Source organism: Acinetobacter sp. 16, assembly GCF_033439925.1.
GTDB classification, from domain to species: Bacteria; Pseudomonadota; Gammaproteobacteria; order Pseudomonadales; family Moraxellaceae; genus Acinetobacter; species Acinetobacter junii.
Window position 1 is genome coordinate 1,902,431 of record NZ_CP137746.1, and the last position, 19,211, is coordinate 1,921,641.

General features: G+C 37.6%; 18 protein-coding genes. 8 read left to right on the forward strand and 10 right to left on the reverse strand.

The genetic code is table 11. From position 1 onward, the window contains the following. Window positions 1-40 precede the first annotated feature (40 nt). On the reverse strand, window positions 41-403 hold the full coding sequence (locus R2H34_RS09295; RefSeq protein ID WP_004962070.1) for a YnfA family protein: 363 nt from the start codon (window positions 401-403) through the stop codon (window positions 41-43). Next, window positions 403-2,688, reverse strand: coding sequence for an ATP-dependent Clp protease ATP-binding subunit ClpA (clpA, locus tag R2H34_RS09300; RefSeq protein WP_004962073.1), 2,286 nt, complete (start codon window positions 2,686-2,688; stop codon window positions 403-405). Before clpA ends, R2H34_RS09295 begins: the two co-directional genes overlap by 1 nt. A gap of 50 nt (window positions 2,689-2,738) precedes the next feature. Between clpA and R2H34_RS17945 the strand changes: the two genes are divergently transcribed. Further along, window positions 2,739-2,906, forward strand: a complete 168-nt coding sequence (locus R2H34_RS17945; protein WP_017397588.1) for a hypothetical protein — start codon at window positions 2,739-2,741, stop codon at window positions 2,904-2,906. 61 nt (window positions 2,907-2,967) lie between these two features. Here R2H34_RS17945 and clpS read toward each other — a convergent pair whose 3' ends face one another. The 3 genes from clpS to argC form a co-directional block, all read right to left on the reverse strand. Next, entirely contained in the window at window positions 2,968-3,378 is a 411-nt protein-coding gene (gene clpS, locus R2H34_RS09310) for an ATP-dependent Clp protease adapter ClpS (RefSeq protein WP_005402579.1), read from the reverse strand. 22 nt (window positions 3,379-3,400) lie between these two features. Next, window positions 3,401-4,150: a DUF6776 family protein gene (locus R2H34_RS09315; protein WP_004911333.1), complete on the reverse strand. Its 750-nt coding sequence runs from the start codon at window positions 4,148-4,150 to the stop codon at window positions 3,401-3,403. 81 nt (window positions 4,151-4,231) lie between these two features. Further along, window positions 4,232-5,287, reverse strand: a complete 1,056-nt coding sequence (gene argC, locus R2H34_RS09320; RefSeq protein WP_171057558.1) for an N-acetyl-gamma-glutamyl-phosphate reductase — start codon at window positions 5,285-5,287, stop codon at window positions 4,232-4,234. 297 nt (window positions 5,288-5,584) lie between these two features. Here argC and R2H34_RS09325 point away from each other — a divergent pair, with 297 nt between their 5' ends. Further along, entirely contained in the window at window positions 5,585-7,102 is a 1,518-nt protein-coding gene (locus tag R2H34_RS09325; RefSeq protein WP_004962082.1) for a hypothetical protein, read from the forward strand. Here R2H34_RS09325 and R2H34_RS09330 read toward each other — a convergent pair. After that, on the reverse strand, window positions 7,095-7,787 hold the full coding sequence (locus tag R2H34_RS09330) for a M48 family metallopeptidase (RefSeq protein ID WP_004962085.1): 693 nt from the start codon (window positions 7,785-7,787) through the stop codon (window positions 7,095-7,097). The genes R2H34_RS09325 and R2H34_RS09330 overlap by 8 nt on opposite strands. After that, window positions 7,787-8,458, reverse strand: coding sequence for a ribose-5-phosphate isomerase RpiA (gene rpiA / locus R2H34_RS09335; protein ID WP_039047349.1), 672 nt, complete (start codon window positions 8,456-8,458; stop codon window positions 7,787-7,789). The genes R2H34_RS09330 and rpiA overlap by 1 nt, the downstream gene beginning before the upstream one ends. A 98-nt stretch (window positions 8,459-8,556) precedes the next feature. Here rpiA and ilvA point away from each other — a divergent pair, with 98 nt between their 5' ends. The 3 genes from ilvA (at window position 8,557) to R2H34_RS09350 (ending at window position 12,252) form a co-directional block, all read left to right on the forward strand. Further along, complete coding sequence (ilvA, locus tag R2H34_RS09340; RefSeq protein WP_171065564.1) at window positions 8,557-10,101, forward strand: threonine ammonia-lyase, biosynthetic; 1,545 nt, start codon at window positions 8,557-8,559, stop codon at window positions 10,099-10,101. Window positions 10,102-10,263: 162 nt separating this feature from the next. Beyond that, window positions 10,264-10,914: a potassium channel family protein gene (locus tag R2H34_RS09345; protein ID WP_004911349.1), complete on the forward strand. Its 651-nt coding sequence runs from the start codon at window positions 10,264-10,266 to the stop codon at window positions 10,912-10,914. After that, window positions 10,915-12,252 (forward strand): TrkH family potassium uptake protein, encoded by a 1,338-nt coding sequence (locus R2H34_RS09350; protein ID WP_318342248.1) that lies wholly within the window; start codon window positions 10,915-10,917, stop codon window positions 12,250-12,252. Here the strand turns inward: R2H34_RS09350 and R2H34_RS09355 are convergent. Genes R2H34_RS09355 through R2H34_RS09365 form a run of 3 tightly spaced genes read right to left on the reverse strand, consistent with a single transcriptional unit; the run spans window position 12,240 to window position 16,891 of the window. Continuing rightward, window positions 12,240-12,767 (reverse strand): cysteine peptidase family C39 domain-containing protein, encoded by a 528-nt coding sequence (locus tag R2H34_RS09355; RefSeq protein ID WP_004962096.1) that lies wholly within the window; start codon window positions 12,765-12,767, stop codon window positions 12,240-12,242. The two genes, R2H34_RS09350 and R2H34_RS09355, sit on opposite strands and share 13 nt — an antisense overlap. After that, on the reverse strand, window positions 12,768-13,931 hold the full coding sequence (locus tag R2H34_RS09360) for a phospholipase A (RefSeq protein ID WP_318342249.1): 1,164 nt from the start codon (window positions 13,929-13,931) through the stop codon (window positions 12,768-12,770). 20 nt (window positions 13,932-13,951) lie between these two features. Further along, window positions 13,952-16,891, reverse strand: coding sequence for an insulinase family protein (locus R2H34_RS09365; RefSeq protein ID WP_004962102.1), 2,940 nt, complete (start codon window positions 16,889-16,891; stop codon window positions 13,952-13,954). A gap of 278 nt (window positions 16,892-17,169) precedes the next feature. Between R2H34_RS09365 and R2H34_RS09370 the strand changes: the two genes are divergently transcribed. The 3 genes from R2H34_RS09370 to R2H34_RS09380 are packed head-to-tail and all read left to right on the forward strand — an operon-like array spanning window position 17,170 to window position 19,137. Further along, window positions 17,170-18,183 carry an adenosine kinase gene (locus R2H34_RS09370; protein ID WP_004962104.1) on the forward strand — a complete coding sequence of 338 codons (1,014 nt, stop codon included), beginning with the start codon at window positions 17,170-17,172 and terminating at the stop codon, window positions 18,181-18,183. Between the two features lie 16 nt (window positions 18,184-18,199). Then, a complete protein-coding gene (locus R2H34_RS09375; protein WP_017397586.1) occupies window positions 18,200-18,505 on the forward strand; it encodes a Rieske (2Fe-2S) protein in 306 nt (101 codons plus the stop codon). Between the two features lie 20 nt (window positions 18,506-18,525). Next, window positions 18,526-19,137: an OB-fold-containig protein gene (locus R2H34_RS09380; protein ID WP_004962107.1), complete on the forward strand. Its 612-nt coding sequence runs from the start codon at window positions 18,526-18,528 to the stop codon at window positions 19,135-19,137. Window positions 19,138-19,211 lie beyond the last annotated feature (74 nt).

The following is a 19,211-nucleotide window of genomic DNA, read 5'->3' on the forward strand; positions in this document are numbered from 1 at the left end:
TCTTAAATCAGCATGGCAAATGAATTTGTCATGCTGATGATTAGCGAACTAAACCTTGTGGTTGTAAAATAATAATTGCCGCACCACATAACACGATAAGTACACCTAAAATATCCCAACGGGATAACATCACTTGATCGATGTAACGTAACCACAACAGTGCTGTAAAAATATATATCCCGCCATATGCCGCATAAATACGACCTGAAGCTACTGGATGTAATGTAAGCAGCCATACAAAAATAGCTAAACTTAATGCTGTGGGTATCCACAACCAATGTGACTTCCCTTGATTCAAAATCAAGTATGGAAAATAGCAACCTAAAATTTCAGCAATAGCTGTAATGAAAAATAACCCAAACACTTTGAGTATTTGGGTTATAGAAGATGACAATTCAAACATTAAGCAGGTTCAGCACTCGGATTAATATGATCTTCAAATACCTCTAGTTTCAGACCAACATCTTTACCATCTTCAGTTTTCACAGAAACGGCAACATTTCCACCATGCTCAGCAAGCTCTCCGAACAAGATCATCTCAGCAAGCGGCTTTTTCAGATGCTCTTGAATTAAACGTTGCATTGGGCGAGCACCCATCAGACGGTCATAACCATTGGTTGACAACCAATCTCGCGCACTTTGATCAACTTCAAGAACAACTTGCTTTTCATCCAACTGTGCTTGTAACTCAGTTAAGAATTTATCAACTACTGATTCAATCACAGTCGTAGGAAGTGCTTTAAACTGGATCACACCATCTAAACGGTTACGGAACTCGGGAGAGAATGCTCGTTTCATTGCGTCTTGGTTGTCTGCACTATGATCTTGCTCTGTAAAACCAATACTTGCGCGAGAAATGCTTTCTGCACCAATATTTGTCGTGAGCACAATAATAACGTTTCTGAAATCAGACTTACGACCATTATTATCGGTTAAAGCCCCATGATCCATTACTTGTAATAACAAGTTGAATACATCTGGATGTGCTTTCTCAATTTCGTCAAGCAACAGTACACAATGTGGATTTTTATGAATCGCATCAGTCAGTAACCCCCCTTGATCATAACCAACATAACCTGGAGGCGCACCGATCAAACGCGATACAGCATGACGCTCCATATATTCAGACATATCAAAGCGTACTAACTCAACACCTAGTAATTTAGCAAGTTGTTTAGTGACCTCTGTTTTACCTACACCTGTAGGCCCAGCAAATACAAAACTACCGACAGGTTTATCAGGTGCTTTTAAACCTGCGCGCGACAATTTAATTGCTGAAGCAAGTGCTGTAATCGCCTCATCTTGACCAAATACAACGCGTTTTAAATCTCGCTCTAAGTTCTCTAAAACAGTCTTATCATCTTTAGAAACAGTCTTAGGTGGGATACGCGCAATCTTGGAAACAATATCTTCAATGTTTTCTACTGAAATCATTGATCCATCAGCTTCAGCTTTAAGACGACGTTGAGCACCAGCTTCATCAATTACGTCAATTGCTTTGTCTGGTAAGAAACGATCATGAATAAACTTAGCTGACAACTCTACTGCTGCAACAAGTGCTTTGTCTTCGTATTCAACGTGATGGAAATCCTCAAACTTACTTTTTAAGCCACGAAGTATTTCGATTGTTTCACCCACACTCGGCTCATTCACATCAATTTTTTGGAATCGGCGTGATAATGCATGATCTTTTTCAAATACTTGACGGTATTCTTGGAAAGTAGTTGAACCAATACAACGTAAACTACCATTTGCCAAAGCTGGTTTGATTAAGTTCGATGCATCCATAGTGCTACCCATACTTGAGCCTGCACCAATAATCATATGAATTTCATCAATGAATAAAATCGCGTTCGGATTCTTTTTCAAAGCATTTAACAATTGTTTTAAACGTTTTTCAAAGTCACCACGATACTTCGTGCCTGCAACCAAAGCACCGATGTCTAAGCTATAAACTTCAGCATTAGCAAGTGGTTTTGGTGCTTTACCATTCACAATCAACCATGCCAAACCTTCTGCAATAGATGTTTTACCAACACCTGGATCACCAACTAACAGCGGATTGTTTTTACGGCGACGGCATAAAATTTGTGCAGCGCGCTCAATTTCTTTCTCACGCCCAATTAATGGATCTGTTTTACCCTTTTGTGCTTCAATATTAAGATTAAGCGTATATTGTTCTAAAGGGCCAGCATTCGCAGAGGCTGCATTTTCACCTTCAATATCTTCCACTTCTTCTTCAACTTGAATCTCATCTTTGCGAGTTCCATGAGACAAGTACTGAGTTAAAGTAAGACGATTGATTTGATGGCGTTTTAATAAATAAACCGCAAAAGAGTCTCGTTCAGAATACATCGCAACGAGTACATCAGCGCCCTCTACAGTACGATCACCGCCACTCGATTGCACGTGGAAAATCGCTCTTTGTAGAATACGATCAAAGCTCTCTGTTGGATGAGGAGCTTGTTCGTTATTATCACCAAGTTTTGGGGTATGTTGCTCTACATATTCCTCTAATTCTTTACGCAAAGTAACGATATCTGCACCGCATGCTTTTAAAGCATTTACGGCAGAGTCATTATCTAGCAAGGCAAGCAACAAATGTTCAACTGTCAAAAACTCATGTCTCTTTTGACGAGCCATGCTAACAGCCAAACGTAACGATACTTCTAATTGACGACTGAGCATGTAACCCCCTTATCTCTTGGGCTCTTTCATTCCGAAATATATGAATTTTCATGAAAGAGCTAATTATGGATTTAATCCGCTTGAGCTGCTGTAATCGCAATGAAATTTGGCGGCTACTATACTCTTTGCTTCATAATCTACTGTTAGCATTAGTTGAGCATCTTGGTCAAGATTCAAAACAACATATTGTTGTAAAAATTCAATTACAAACAGCATAAAAGTCAATCAACTGTTTAAATTGACAGCAAATCTATTTTTTAATTCTAAATTTATAGAAAATTATGCTTTTGGCTCAATTTGACAAAGTAATGGATGACCCTGCGATCGAGCATAATTATTTACCTGATTCGCCTTGGTTTCAGCAATATCTCTTGGGTATACACCCGCAGTGCCTTTACCTTCGTAATGAACGGTCAACATCACTTGACTCGCTTGATCAAAATCCATCCCAAAATAACTTTGTAAAATCTCAATGACAAAGTCCATTGGCGTGTAATCATCATTCAATAAAACAACTGCGTATAAAGGTGGGCGTTTTAATTCAGGAGGAGCTGTTTGCACAACAACCTCTCCTTCATGATCCTCATGCGAGTCACTCAAACGTGGACCTAAGTGCCAATCAATTAATCCTGACTGCTGAAAAGAACTTTTCACTTCACTTAAACTCATCTGACGTTTATATCTTCGCATATTGGTTACTTGATCTACTAAATTATTGGGCATTTGCTTCGGCTTGTGGAATTTCAGAAACAAATGCAGAGCTTACATCTACTGGTTGACCACGCTGCCAACTAAATCTCTTAATCACAGGTGTAGCACCACTTGATAATCTTACTTCAATAAACTGAGGGACAAAACCTTTTGGCATTGTCCAACGGCCAGTCAATCGTTCAAAATCATCAAAATTAAAGTTCTTGTCTTCTAATGGCACTACAAGTATTTCTGTATCTTTAATCAATCGCAACTCAACTGTACCTACAGCACGACGCTTGCTTGGACTTACTTGGATTAAATCAATTTGATACTCATAAGCATTTTCAGGAAGTGATTTAACTGCTAGATTCTGAATTGTTAAACTAACGCCGCCACGCTGTCTCAATGTCTCACGATAAATTGCATTCATTGTTTCAAATTGAGTTTTATCAGCATTTGCTTGATTTATCGCTTTAAACAGCTCATCAGCATTTCCTACAGCCATATCTCTTTCTTGAACAGCTGCATTTAAGCTTTTGCTAACAGAATCTAAAGCAGTCTTTTGCTTTTGTACAACTTCAACTAACTGCTCTGCATCTGCATCATAACCAACAACTGTTAATCCTTGACGATGACCTACGGTATAACCAAGCATAAAACTGCCACCGATTAATACTGTAGCAGCAATCACTAAAGGTAAATTCGTTTTGAGAAAGTTATTTTTGTTAGCGGAACTATCTGGTGAAATAGTCGGATCAACGTTATCCATCATCATCTCTATCGTTATGACTTACATCAAAACACACATTTAAATCGAAATTTAAATGTGTGTGAAGTACAAAACCGTTTTTTATGGTAATAAACCAATACCTTCTAAGCCAGCAGCTTCATCAAAATTAAACATTAAGTTCATATTTTGAATCGCTTGACCAGCGGCACCTTTAACCAAGTTATCTTGAGCGACAAGTATAATCAGCTTATTTTCTTGCAAACGATATAAAGCGATACGTAATTCGTTCGCTCCGCGTACGCTACGAGTTTCAGGTGAACTATTAGCAGGCATAACATCAACAAATCTTTCATTTTTATAAAAATCTTCATACAGAGCTTGAATATCCAACTTCTGACCTTGCGCTGTTAAATCTACATATATAGTGCTTAGCATGCCACGAATCATCGGCACTAAATGTGGCACAAATAAAATTTGATTGAATTGCCCTTTTTGCCCAGAAATATTTTCAAGCGCCTCAACTATCTCTGGATGATGTCGGTGACCTGCAACTCCGTATGCTTTGAAGTTATCTGCATTTTCACTATAAATCATGCCAAGATTTGCTTTTCGTCCAGCACCCGATACACCTGATTTCGCATCAATAATGATATTTTGAGTATTGATAAGGGTTGTATCATTTTTTAGAAGCGGAGCCAAACCCAATTGAACTGTTGTCGGGTAGCATCCTGGATTACCAATTACTCTCGCATTTTTGATTTTTTCACGATTAAGCTCTGTCAAACCATAAACCGATTCAGTTAAAACAGTTGGACAGCTGTGTTGCATGCCATACCATTTTTCAAATTCAGCAAGATTTTGCAAACGAAAGTCAGCTGCTAGATCAATAACTTTAGTATCGGAATCAATCAATTCTTGAGCATGTTGCATTGCTACACCGTGTGGCGTTGCAAAAAAAACAACATCACATTGTTTGAGACGATCTAGATCAAGATCAGAAAACTCTAATTCAGTGTGTCCACGAAGACTTGGAAACATATCAGCTACACGTTTTCCTGCTTCTGTACGTGATGTTAAAACATCAACTCGGGCTTGCGGATGTCTTAATAAAAGACGTAATAATTCAACGCCTGTATATCCAGTTCCCCCAACAATACCAACAGAAATCACGTGCAGCACCTCAATACTTGAATTTGTTGGCTAGTATGGCAGTTTGACTCATATTTCTCAATCTATAAGTCTGCACCACGTATGAAGATTTCTATAAGAAAACTAAATTCAAGTATCATTAAATAATTGTCATGGGATGGCTTAATTGCACAGAACAAGTCAAACTTAAGCATCTAATTTATAAAAAATGATACCAAACGACCATTGATCATGAATTTCTATTGAATGAATAGGATATTCGCATAGAATAAAACCCAAGCGGAAATAATAATTTTCATGGATGCAGAATTTTGGAGAGCTGGAATGCCTTCTTTGAGAACAAAACAAAGATTAAATCAATTTTTATGTCTTGGTGTTAGCACTTTACTAATCAGTACAGCCTTGGTTGGTTGTGGTAGTGGTGAAAGTGAAGCAAAAAATGACCCAGCACCTATAGTAACTGTTCCTAAACCAAAGAATTTCGATATCAAAGTTCCTGTTGAGATGCGTGATGTAGTCGTTAAGTTATATGATAACTTTGACAACACACTTGTCTTAGAGCAACAAGCGAGCACGACATCTAATCTTACAGTTACACTTCCTTCAGTTTTAAACACGAAACGTCTTTATAGAATCGAATTATCAACAAAACCTAGTTCTTTAGTTTTTGATTTTCTAAGTGGTCTATACAAACCGTTGAATATTACACAACATGCATTGATCGAAGTAGATACTAGCAATTTAACACAACCAATCTTCATCAATCCAAGTTCTGAGGCTATCTACCAGCGTGCGTTAATCCGGTCTGGTCATTTACCAAATGAGACAGTAGATCCAACTCAAATTAGTGAGCTACATTTATCTTTAGCCACTCAAGATGTAAACACAGCACTTCTAAGAGCATTTCACCGCAATGACTTTCCTAATTTAAATACTTCTAACCAACTTAATGTGTTCACACAACAGGATATTGTTTCTCGACTTGCACTATATATAAACACTTACTTTAGTTTTGGTTATATTCAACAATGGGCAAATGTATATCCAACAAATTCATATGATGAATTTACCAAGAACATTGCACTGGATTTAAAAGATGGCTATTTAGATGCAAAACTTATTCGCGGGGACAATAGTGTCTTAAAAACATTAGTGGTAACCCCACCCGATAATGTTGATCCTGCAAAAAACAATCTTATTGATATTGCCAAGAATCAAGAGAACACCAGAAATTTATTCGCATCTTCTTTAAAACAAGCGGTTTTGAAACTTGCAAACAATTACCAACAAGCGACTGTTAATCCTGATGGCTATCGTCAATTAGAGGATAAATTGTATGCTGGTGAGGAACCTAGATTTAACTCCTCACAAGTATTCAGAGTGTCTGGTGCTGGAGACTATCGCCGAGCTGTTGGTTTCATAGATAGTACTGAGACTTGTAATGGGTCATTATTTGCCTGCAAACAAGGAATAACTGGCATTAACAATCTAAACCCCAACTTGCCATCTATTGAATATTTAATTGGTAGTTATAAAGACAATACGAATAACTGCACACTCAATATACGTGCTAATGGTGCGGTTGAACTTATCAAAGGAACTCAAATTTATCGTTCAGTACTTGATGCAGACAGTACAGATAATCTTTTACAAGTCAACAAAACGACAAGAGAATATATTCTAAATAGTAGCTCAACTGAACCAAATAATGTTTCATTAGAATATGCTTTCCTTCAAGTAAAAATTAAGGAAAATCAAGTTCAAAGTGCTAGTTATGGTTTAGATGTGCGAAAGGCACCTGATCAATTATCAAAAACACAACTTGAATGTAAGTTTATTTAACATACCACCACGCAGGTAATTGATTATTTTTCAGTTGCCTGCGGTTCTCCAAATAATTTGGGTCATGTTTTTCAACTTCAGCCCAAAAAACTGCACTATGGTCAAAGTGAACCGTATGAACCAATTCATGTATACATACAGATCGAACTAAATATTCAGGCATAAGTACTAGACCCGCATTTAGCATGATGTCATGCTGCGAACTACAACTACCCCATCGTGTTTTTGGTTTTCGAATTGAACAGTCCCTAAAACTCAACCCAATTTCTCTACTGATCTCATTTAGGAATATGGGTAAAAATTCTTTACTGTAAGATAAAACAGCAGATTGTAGTGCTCTTTCAATCTGATCATTTTTAACATGCAATATGTTATTTTCCCAATCAAATTTAAAAATCATACGTTGAGATTGTTGAATTACAGAAAATGGTTTTGAATGATAAAACAATTGTAAGTGCTCAGGAAATTCTGAATACTTGGGATTTTGCTTTTGTTGTTTTTCCCATGTCTCAATCAACCATTGTTCTGATTGATTGAGAAACATCTGAATTTGTCGCTGTGAACAAAATAAAGGCACGGTCAGACGAATTCCAGTTGGATCCACACGCAGGCGTAAATTCTTAGCTCTTGCGTGTCGAACCATTTTAATTTCTGGTAGTTTCTCGTCTGATTTTACAGATTGCATTATTGAGCAGTACGTTCTTCGATACCATTATTGGTAGCTACGATTGCAATAGAAGCTGCATTTAAAGCAAAAATTCCATTTGTCACAACACCAGGAATATTATTGAGTGTTTTCTCTAACTCAATCGCATTTAAAATATTTAAGTTATAAACATCCAAAATTACATTTCCATTATCTGTCACAACACCTTCACGATAAACAGGATCACCGCCTAAAGCTACAATTTTACGTGCAACAGCTGATCGCGCCATCGGAATGACTTCAACAGGTAAAGGAAATTCACGACCTAATTGCTCAACCCACTTTGAGTCATCAACAATACATACAAATTTTTTCGCAATTGAAGCAACAATTTTCTCACGAGTTAAAGCAGCACCGCCACCTTTGATCATGTGCATATGACGATCAATTTCATCTGCACCATCAACATAAGCATCTAGACCACCTACTGAATTCATATCTACAACTTCGATGCCAAGTTTTTCTAAGCGCTCTGCTGTCGCATTTGAACTCGCAACTGCAGCTTCTAATTGCAATTCAGGTAATAAATCAATTAAAAAATTAACGGTACTTCCTGTTCCTACGCCCAAAATGCCGCCTTTAGGCAAATGCTTTAAAGCTGCTTTTGCCGCAGCTTGTTTTTTTTCATCTTGGGTTGCATATAGACTCATGACTTCACTCAACTATTTTGACATTTGCTGCAAGAAAACAGCGCAAATGCACAGGGGTTTGCTACAATGACTGACTATTTTAAACTGTTATAGGGAAGATGAACATGCTGTCTCGTGTGGTACGACAAATTTTACAAGCAACGGTTTATGATGTTGCGATTGAAACACCGCTTGAAGCAGCTCCACGAATTAGTCAAAAAATTAATAATAATATTCGATTTAAACGTGAAGATTTACAGCCTGTATTCTCTTTCAAATTACGCGGTGCTTATAACAGAATTAGTCAATTACCAAAAGATCAATTGGAACGTGGTGTTATCTGCGCATCTGCGGGTAATCATGCTCAAGGTGTTGCACTGTCAGGAAAAAAACTAGGAATTCATGCGATCATTGTTATGCCTAGTACAACACCTGATATTAAAGTTCAGGCTGTTAAAAATCTTGGTGGTCAGGTCGTTTTACACGGCGATAGCTTTGATGTTGCGAACAAATATGCCAAACAGCGCGCAGAAGATGAAGGTTTAGTTTTCATTCCGCCTTACGATGATGAATTGGTCATTGCAGGTCAAGGAACCATAGCAAATGAAATATTGCGTCAATGGCGTGATGTTGAATATGTTTTTGTTGCTGTTGGTGGTGGTGGCTTGATTGCTGGAGTTGCAGCATATCTAGGTGAAGTTGCACCACATGTTAAAGTTGTTGGTGTTGAATACGAAGAATCAGCTTGTTTAAAAGCAGCACTAGAATCAAATGAACGTGTAATTCTACCTCATGTTGGCTTATTTGCGGATGGTACAGCAGTAGCACAAATAGGCGAATTACCTTTCGAAATGGTTCGTCTACGCAAATCTGATAATTCCGGACCTATCGTAGAACCTGATATCGTGACAGTAAATACAGATGAAATTTGCGCTGCCATTAAAGATACTTTTGATGAAAACCGTAGTATTGTTGAACCATCTGGTGCAATGGCATTAGCTGGTATCAAAAAGTATGTAGCTGAACACCAATTAAATAATAAGAACATGGTTTCAATTGTGTGTGGCGCGAATATGAACTTTGATCGCTTACGCTATATTGCTGAGCGCACCGAACTCGGTGAACGTCGTGAAGCAATTTACGCTGTTACGATTCCAGAACAGAAAGGTGCTTTTTTGAATTTCTGCCGTTCATTGCAAGGACGCAACATTACTGAGTTCAACTATCGTGCAAGTGATAGCAATCAAGCTCAAGTGTTTGTCGGAATTAGCTTGAAAGGTGGTGAAACTGAACGCCATGAAATTCATGAAATGCTCAAACAGCAATATGAAGTAGATGATTTATCTGATGATGAAGTAGCTAAACTTCACATCCGTTATTTGATCGGTGGACACGCTAACATTGAAAATGAACGTCTATTCCGTGTTGAATTCCCTGAGCGACCTGGAGCACTATTAACCTTCCTTGAGCGTCTCGGCCCAACCCACAACATCACTTTATTCCATTATCGTAATCATGGTGCAGCTGAAGGTCGTGTTTTGGTTGGTTTAGAGGCAACTGATGCGAAGCAAAATCCAGATGGTCTGATTGAAACTTTAGAGCAAATCACATATCCATATGCTGAAATTAGCGATAATATTGGATATAAACGTTTCCTCAAATAAGTAAATCTGATCTGATTTAAAACCGACAAATATGTCGGTTTTATTTTGAATATTGTCTTTTTATAAGTTGATTTTCTTTGCACACAAATGATTACACACGCTCAAATTATTCCGTCTTAAAATAGTTAAAAAGATATTTTTTTCATTTAGTTAAGGATTGTTATGGCACAGTTTGCAGTCATTGGTTTAGGAAGTTTTGGGGCGACTGTTGCATTAGAACTCACTAAACTGAATCATGATGTTATTGGAATTGATACGATCAAGCGCAATGTGGAAAATTTGGCTGATCAAATCACTCATGCCGTTATTGCTGACGCTACAGATGAGCACGTACTAGAAGAATTGAATATTCAAAATTGTGATGCCGTTGTTGTTGCAATTGGTGAAGATATTGAAGCAAGTATTTTGTGTGTTTTAAACCTCAAAAATTTGGGTGTAGAAAAAATTTTAGTAAAAGCTAAAACCAAAGCTCATCACACAATTCTTTCTCACTTAAATATTACTAAAATTATTCATCCTGAAGAAGACATGGGTGTTCGAGTTGCGCAAGCGCTTAACTATCCTATGGTTAGCCGTTACATGGCACTTGATCATGATCATTACATCATTAAAGTGCCTGTGCATGAGAAACTAAACAAGGTAAATCTATCAGGCATTCTCAAACAAGAACCTCATATCAAACTTTTACTACTTAAACGTGATGAACAAATTATTTATGAAATCGACTCTAGTTTTACCTTACAAACAGGTGACGTACTCATATTAGAAGGATTACTCACCCATCTAAAAAAATTATCGGGATGCTTCCTCTAAATGACCATAAAAATAAATTCGCAAAAGATATTTAATCTTAGCCCACCGACATTGCTCGCGATTGGCTTCTTAAGCTTTATCATTATTGGAACATTACTGCTTAAACTTCCGATTGCAAACAAAGGAAACTTAAGCTGGATGGATGCTTTGTTTACTGCAACTTCAGCGGTCACGATTACTGGTCTATCTGTAGTGAATTTAAATGAATCATTTAACCATCTCGGACAAGTTATAATTTTATTATTGATTCAATCTGGTGGTTTAGGTTTTATGACCTTCGCGATTTTGGCTGCTCTCAGTTTGGCACCCAAATTAGGTCTTAAACAACAAATGATGGCTCAAGACAGCCTAGGGCAAACAAGCTTATCTAAAGTTACATTCGTAGCAAAAGGCGTTGTACTTTATACCTTATTATTTGAATTGATTGGTGTAATCATCCTGAGTACATCATTTATTCCAATGTATGGTGTAGGGCGAGGATTGTATTATTCGATTTTCTACAGTATTTCCGCTTTTAACAATGCAGGCTTTTCTTTATTTGACAATAGTTTAATCAACTTTCAAAGTCATTATTTGATCTGCTTAACGATTAGTATGCTTTATACGCTGGGTGGTATCGGTTTTCTAGTACTAATTGATATAAAACAGAATAAGAAATGGAGTAAATTAACACCGAATAGCAAACTTATACTAAGCACTATTCTTGTTTTAAATCTTATCGCTTTTATTCTTATTTGGCTTTTAGAATCAAATAACCCATTAACACTTGGTCCAATGACATTAGGTGAACAAGCGATGAACTCTTGGTTTCAGGCTACTGTTCCTCGTTCATCAGGTTTTAATACCATCAATACCAGTGCAATGGAGCATAGTACCGCGCTACTTACTATGCTATTGATGTTTATTGGTGGTGGTTCTTTAAGTACTGCAGGCGGTATAAAAGTTGGAACATTTGTGATCTTATTACTTACTGTTGTTTCATTTTTACGACGTAACGAAGAAATTCGTATTTTTAATCACTCTGTTTCTCATGAAACGACCTATAAAGCTTTAGCCGTAACTGCGATTACAGGCATGTTAGTATTTATTGGGTGTTTTACGCTTTTTCTGCTTGAACCAAAATTAGATGTTTTAGATTTGATGTTTGAAGTCGTCTCAGCTGCTTGTACGGTTGGACTTTCTCGTGGTGTGACAGGCGAATTACATGACGGTAGTTTATTTGTATTAAGCTTGCTTATGTATACAGGACGACTAGGTCCACTCACCCTTGCATATCTCATAGCAACCCCTAAAAAGAGCCGCTTGAAACATGCAAATGCGAATATTCAGATTGGATAAAAGTTTAAAGGCTGCTCGACCACGATAGCTTGCTGACAAATTTCATCAGCTTGGTATTGTTGCTCGAATACAGCCTTTGACATAACCTCAAAATGATCACAAAAACTAATTTCTTGCTCATCAATAGAATAGATCAACGACTGATTTCCCGCCCCATCTAATGTGTCATAAAACACAATAACGAATTTGCCATCTTCATAGGCTTGCTGAATCTTCTCATACGTCAAAGCAGGTCTAATTGGGATCTGAAGTTGCTTCGCCTCTAAGTAAATTTTCTTTTCAATTTCATCAATATCAGGGTCAGGAGCGGTATAGAATGAGACTTCAAATCCTAACTTTTTCAATGCCACAGCCAAAGCAATTGTAAAGGTTCCTTCGTTGTAATCATGCCGACATAATTGAATAAGCTCAGCAATATCAATATTTGATTGATATTGCTTTAGAATCAACCATACTGCAAAAACCCCACAATTTGCCTCAAGCTGCAATAATGGATCAGGAATGTCTAAACTCATTTAGTACCAGTTCATCAAAGAAACGCCAAGTCCGACATATGTTGCTCGATGATTATAGTCGATCAAGCTCTCACCATAGCCTTCAAACAGTTGTAGATGACCACGTAACTTACCTTTGATTGGAAATGCCCAATCAAACTGCACAGCCCCATGTGACTTATCACCACCTTTCAGTGAATGGCGCAACATAAGTGAAAAATCATTTTCCTTGTGTCGGTAGAAAGCTGTCAAATCTCCGCGCCCAATATAATCTTTAATATCAGGGTTGTTATCATCTTTCACATCTTCTTCAATTCGATACCAAGGACGCAGCATCAAAGCAAAATTATCTTTCTCAAAACCAAGATTGAAGATAACTCGATTCCAACTTCTTGATAATGGATCTGAACGACCATTTGATTGGTGATTCAGCGTCACACCTAATAAGCGTGCATTTAACCCTAGAAGTTCATAATTTGTTCTAAACATTAAACTCGCTTCTGGCTCATAGTTGGTTTCTCGAAATGGACGAGACTCCTCTGAGTTATAAACTTGCCAGCGTGATGATTGCGTATAATCCAACCATAGATCACCATTATTTCCGAAAATATTTTCCCAAGCTTTGGTTTTTAAGGAAATCTGGAATTTAGCTTCAGAAGAAGTCAAATTTTGCTTATCTGTTACTGTGTTATTTGGATTCGGACTCTCTGGATATTCGTTTTTATCACTTGTCCAAAAAACTGGCAGTAAATAAACAGGCTGATACGCACGAATATTCCAAACACCCAGTTTACTCTCTTCAGACAACTCCCAACGTCGATCTAGTAAAGATACATTTGGATCAAATTTCGGAGCAGCGCCAATCAGATTCAAATCGCTGACCTTTTGAACCACTTTATCTTTTAAACTTTCAGGCGGGCTTTTTTCTAACTCTTTTGATTTAACGGGAGGTGCAGCCGCTACCATTGGTTCTGCAACCTGTGGCTCAGTGACGGTTGGAGCTTTAAACATGCTGTCATAGCAAGCCAAGCGGTCTGCACTCGAACTTAATGCAACACATGCTTCGACAGTAGCTGGAGTGGCAGGTTCTGCGACTTGTGCAAAGGTGTTTGATGCAGCAAAAGAACTAAGTATAGCGAGTATACTTAGCTCCAATTGAGCACGTTCAATTTTTTTGAACGTCATAGCGGTCTCCAATTTTTCTTTTAATTGACTTGCTGAATTTCAAAACCTAAGTTTTGTAACTCCTCACGTTTAGCAAATGGAGCCACTACTGCTCTCACAGGTTTTTGCTCCAATAGATATTCTTTTGCAACTCTTTGTAAATCAGCTAAAGTAACATTCAATAATCGTTCACGTAGAAGTTTACGGAACTTTGGTGTGCGTGCATGTAGTAATGCATAACATGCCGTTATTGCCTCTCCAGCAGGTGACCCAGGCTTATCCATACCAGACACCAGTCCAAGAATTGCTTCTTCAAGTTGATGTTCTTTTTGTTCAGCATTTAATAGCCACTGGATACTCGCTTCAAAATCATTAAAGGTTTCTGCTAAACGAGGATCACGATAGCTATAGAAACGGAAAGCACAGGCATTACCATCATAGCTTGCTCCACCACCATACGCCCCACCTTTTTCACGAATAGCACTATGCAAATAACCATTACGCAAATATGCCGCTAATACCATAAGTGGAGCCGCATCAACATGTGCAACATCTACAGCTTGATAAGCGGATGCACAGAACTGAACATTTGACTGAATTAACCAAGCTTCATCATAATTTGTATCTACGTGGTCCACAGTAGTTAATGTTACGGGTTCTTTGCTGACATCTAACTTATCCCAGACATTTTGGATTTCTTCCACTAAACGGTCTGAATGATGTTCTTCACAAACCAATAAGAACTGTTTTGGTGCTTGTAAAAGCTTTCGGTGAATTGTCTTAAGCTCATCGATTAATGCCTGATAAGCTGCTTCATCATTATCGATTTTAGCCACTAAATCACTTAACCAGTTTAATGCACCTAAACCCGTATTGTGATAATCACGGCGTGCCAATGCGCTCATTTGACGTGAAGCGGTCTGCATAGCATAACTATGCCCAGAACCTGATAAACGAGATTGCCAGCGTGTTTTACGTTGTTGTAACAGCTCTATGATTCGATCTTTTTCATCAAATCTTAGTTTCTCAAATGCTAACTTCAACAATTGAATCGCATCTAATTTTTGTGTAAGTGATTTGGTCGTTAAAGTTAACCATGCGCTGATACGATCTTTATCATCAACTTTGCTTCGTAATGAAGCTCCCATACCCAAACCTCCACTGACGGCTGTTTGAATTTGTTGAAGTTCTAAATAATCATATTCTCCTGCACCAACCTCGCCCATCAAAATTGAAAGCAGATTAAAATATGGCGATTGCACAATTTCATTTGGGATTTGGATTAAAACTTGTTGATAGTAAATACCATTAGTTCCAGCGTGATAGAGATTCAATGGAGTGTCTAATCCATTTGAAATGATCTCACGTAATTGACCTTGTACAATTTGCAACTCTGCTGGAATATCTTCCAAACCAACTTTTGGTAATAAATCTAAATCATCAGGTGTATCCTGACGCTGCTTTAAAGCTTCAGTCTGCTTTTGTATCTCAATCTTCTGTTCATCATTTAGATTTGCAGTGATTTCAGCTAAACGTGCTTGTTCAGCTTGTTGTTCTTTGATTGATTTAGTGGCATCTGGTACCAGCGTCATTTGTACACGATGTGGATTATCTAACAAATGCGTTTGAATTAGATTAGATAGCCACATTGGATCTTTGAGTTCTTCTTTGACTTGTTCTATCGCAGAATCAACATCCCAAACGTGAACAGGATCATTATGGTGAATAACGCTACCTAAACCATTTAAGATCAAGCTAAGTCCGTATGGTGTTCCATCGCCATTAATTTCACGTTGATGCAATTCGATTTGATGCAATATCGCGTCGACTAAATCCGTATCAACTGGTTTAGCAGCAACATCATTCAAAACTTTTAACACACCATCACGGAATTCATTTGCGTGTTCTGGATTTGAGCCTTGAACACCACAATAGAAAGTCATTTCAAAATTACTATCATCAACCCCCATTAACGGACCAGTTGATTGTGCATATCCGCAAGTTTCCAAATAGTGGCGTAATGGTGAAGCAGAGTTTTCAAGAAGAATACCTTCAACCAAACGCATACCTAAACGTAATTTAATATCACTTGTTTCAGGCAGTAACCAAGATAAAACATGATAAGTTTTATCTTTCAAATCTTCACTATCAACCGCGTAATTCTCAATCACCTCAAGTGGAGCTGTGAGTCGCTTTTCTGGTTTTGAATATAAAGTAGTACCTTTAGAAAATTTATGAAGCGCTAAAGTTTCAAATTGCTCTTGTAAATCATAAGCACTTTGATTACCAAAGGTCATAAATACGGCATTACTTGGGTGATAATGAGTTTTGTAGAAATCAACTAACTGATCATACGTCAGATCAGGAATATCCTTTGGATCACCACCAGAGTTGTAATGATAGGTAGTTTCAGGGAATAAATGATGAGCAAGTTGATGGTAAAGTTGATCTATAGGTGAGCTCATTGCACCTTTCATTTCATTAAAAACTACACCTTTGTAAACTGCCTGATCATTTTCCAACTCAATACGAATACCCTCTTGCGCAAAATCTAAAGGATTTAAATTTGCAGCAAATGTAGCATCCAAATAAACAGACAATAAGTTTTGGAAGTCCTTTTTATTCTGAGTGGCGAATGGATATGCTGTCCAATCTGCGGCTGTAAATGCATTCATAAATGTATTTAATGAGCGACGGATCATTAAAAAGAATGGGTCACGTACAGGAAATTTTTCTGAGCCACATAATGCAGTATGTTCAAGAATATGTGCAGCGCCTTTGGAATCCATTGGCTGAGTTCTAAACGCAACTAAAAAGACATTTTCGTCGTGAGAAGTCGCCAAATGGTAATGAATTGCGCCTGTCACTTTGTGTTTATATTCAGATACTTGAATATCAAGTGCTTCTACATGGTGTTGACGTAATAGCTGAAACGCAGGATGAATAGTTTGTTTAATGCTTTCAGAAACATCGACAGTCATGAGTTCTCCAATTATCTAATAAAATGATTACAATTTATGATACTGAGTCTACCGAACAATCCCTACAGATATCCATGTAAATTACTATGTTTTTGTAGAAAAATGCAGCGAGTGACACAAAATTGATGTTTGATATTTTTTAATTCCAGTCCTTGAACATTCAAAATAATAAGCATAGAAAGCTCACCGTAAATGAAGTGAATTTTCTTCAACAAACTACTGTAATCTTGAGCATTCGTGTAAACTTTATGTTTTGATTTTTAACTGTGATGACAAACATGGCAACTGTTGATCTTTTTTCAATTGGTAATGCACTCATTGACCAAGAATTTAAAGTTTCGTATGAGTTCTTAACAGAACATGCTTTGCAAAAAGGTACGATGCAGTTGACCGATGGTGAAACACAAACAGCTCTTTTTCAACAGCTACAAAAAACGCAAACTTATAAAGGTCAGGCAAGTGGTGGTTCTGCAGCAAATACAACTGTAGCCTTCAGTGCATTGGGTGGTTCAGCTTTTTATGGCTGCCGTGTAGGTAACGATGAATTAGGTTCCATTTATTTAAATGGACTAAATGAAGCTGGGATTACAACAACAAGTAAGTCAATCAGCAATGGTGTTACAGGTACCTGCATGGTACTGATTAGCCCTGATTCTGAACGTACAATGCACACTTTTCTCGGCATCACAGCAGAATTGACTGCTGAGCAAATAGATTTCGAACCATTAAAAACTGCTAAATGGCTATATATCGAAGGTTATTTATCTACGAGCGACACAGCAAGAGCTGCTGTCAAACAAGCTCGTGCTCTTGCTAAAGAACATGGTGTTAAAATCGCCCTTTCTCTTTCAGATCCTGCGATGGTGCAATATGCACGTCAAGGTCTCGAAGAGTTAATGGATGATGGTGTAGATTTATTATTCTGTAATGAACAAGAAGCACTTATGTTCACGAATACTGAAACGCTCGATGCAGCAATTGAGGTTTTAAAATCTAACAACCAACATATCGTGATTACTCAAGGGGCAAATGGCGCAGTCATTATTGATCCTGCAAAGCAATTTCATGTTGCAGGTCGCCATGTGAATGCTGTAGACACAAATGGTGCTGGTGATGCCTTTGCGGGTGCGTTTTTATATGCAATTAACGCTGGACTTTCACTGGATGCAGCAGCACAGCTCGCAATCTTGATATCAAGTGAAGTTGTCGCTCAATTTGGTCCTCGTTTAAGTGTAGAAAATTACGCTAAACTTTTTGAACAATTTAAAAATGCTCAACAGGAATGTGCTTAAGATGGAAAAAATTTGCATGACTGAGGAAGTCCCAGAACGTGAGTCACGTGCATTTGACACCATGAAGGGAACAACCATTTTTATTACACAAAAAGATGGAAGTTTTTATGCATATCAAAACATTTGTCCACATTTACAAACTGAACTGGAATACTTAGAAAATCAATTCTTGGATCAAGATCGTGAATACATTCAATGCTCAACTCATGGGGCTTTGTTTTCAGTCGAAACTGGCGAATGTATTTCAGGTCCATGCCTAGGTGAACATCTTCAGAAGGTAAATTTGGAAGTCCACTCTGATGGTGGTATTTATATTGATTAATACGCAATAAGACTTCTGCTATGACTGAGTTTTTTCTTAATTATTATCTTATGCCATTTCACATGAGTGTTGTGGCTCTGATTTTTCTCAGCATAGCGGAAACTATTGGGATTTTTATAGGTTTACGTCCAAGTTCTTTAGTTAAGAAATTAACACCAGAATGGTTACTGAACTCACCCCTTTTAGATGTTAAATTCTCAAAATATTTAATCGTAGTGTTCCTACTGATTAACTTTAGTTTTGCCGGCTACTTTCTTGAACTATCCTTTTTTGCACTTCAACACTATTTTATTTCACCTTACTATTTATTCATTCCAGCTTTAGTCATCGACATATTCTTTACCGTTTTTATGATTCACTGTCTGGATCAGGTCATTAAACCCAAGGTTACCCACACTCATTCAAATCTTGTTGGTCGCTTAGCAACCATTTCAACAGGGAACGCGCGTCCTGGTTTTTCAGCACAAGCGCGTGTAAGAGATGAATTTGGACAACTTTATTATGTTCAGGTTGAGCCAGAATACGGTGAACTGGAGTTACAGTCTCAGGTTCTACTCATTAGCCGAAGATCCAACTCTCATTATTTGGCAAAAAAAATATCTATTTCGAACAAACTTTTTACGCCTGATTAATTTTTCATTCTTATCAAAAGCAAAACGCTCACCAAACGATCAAAAATTACAAACAGTTACAAAAAGAGCAACAA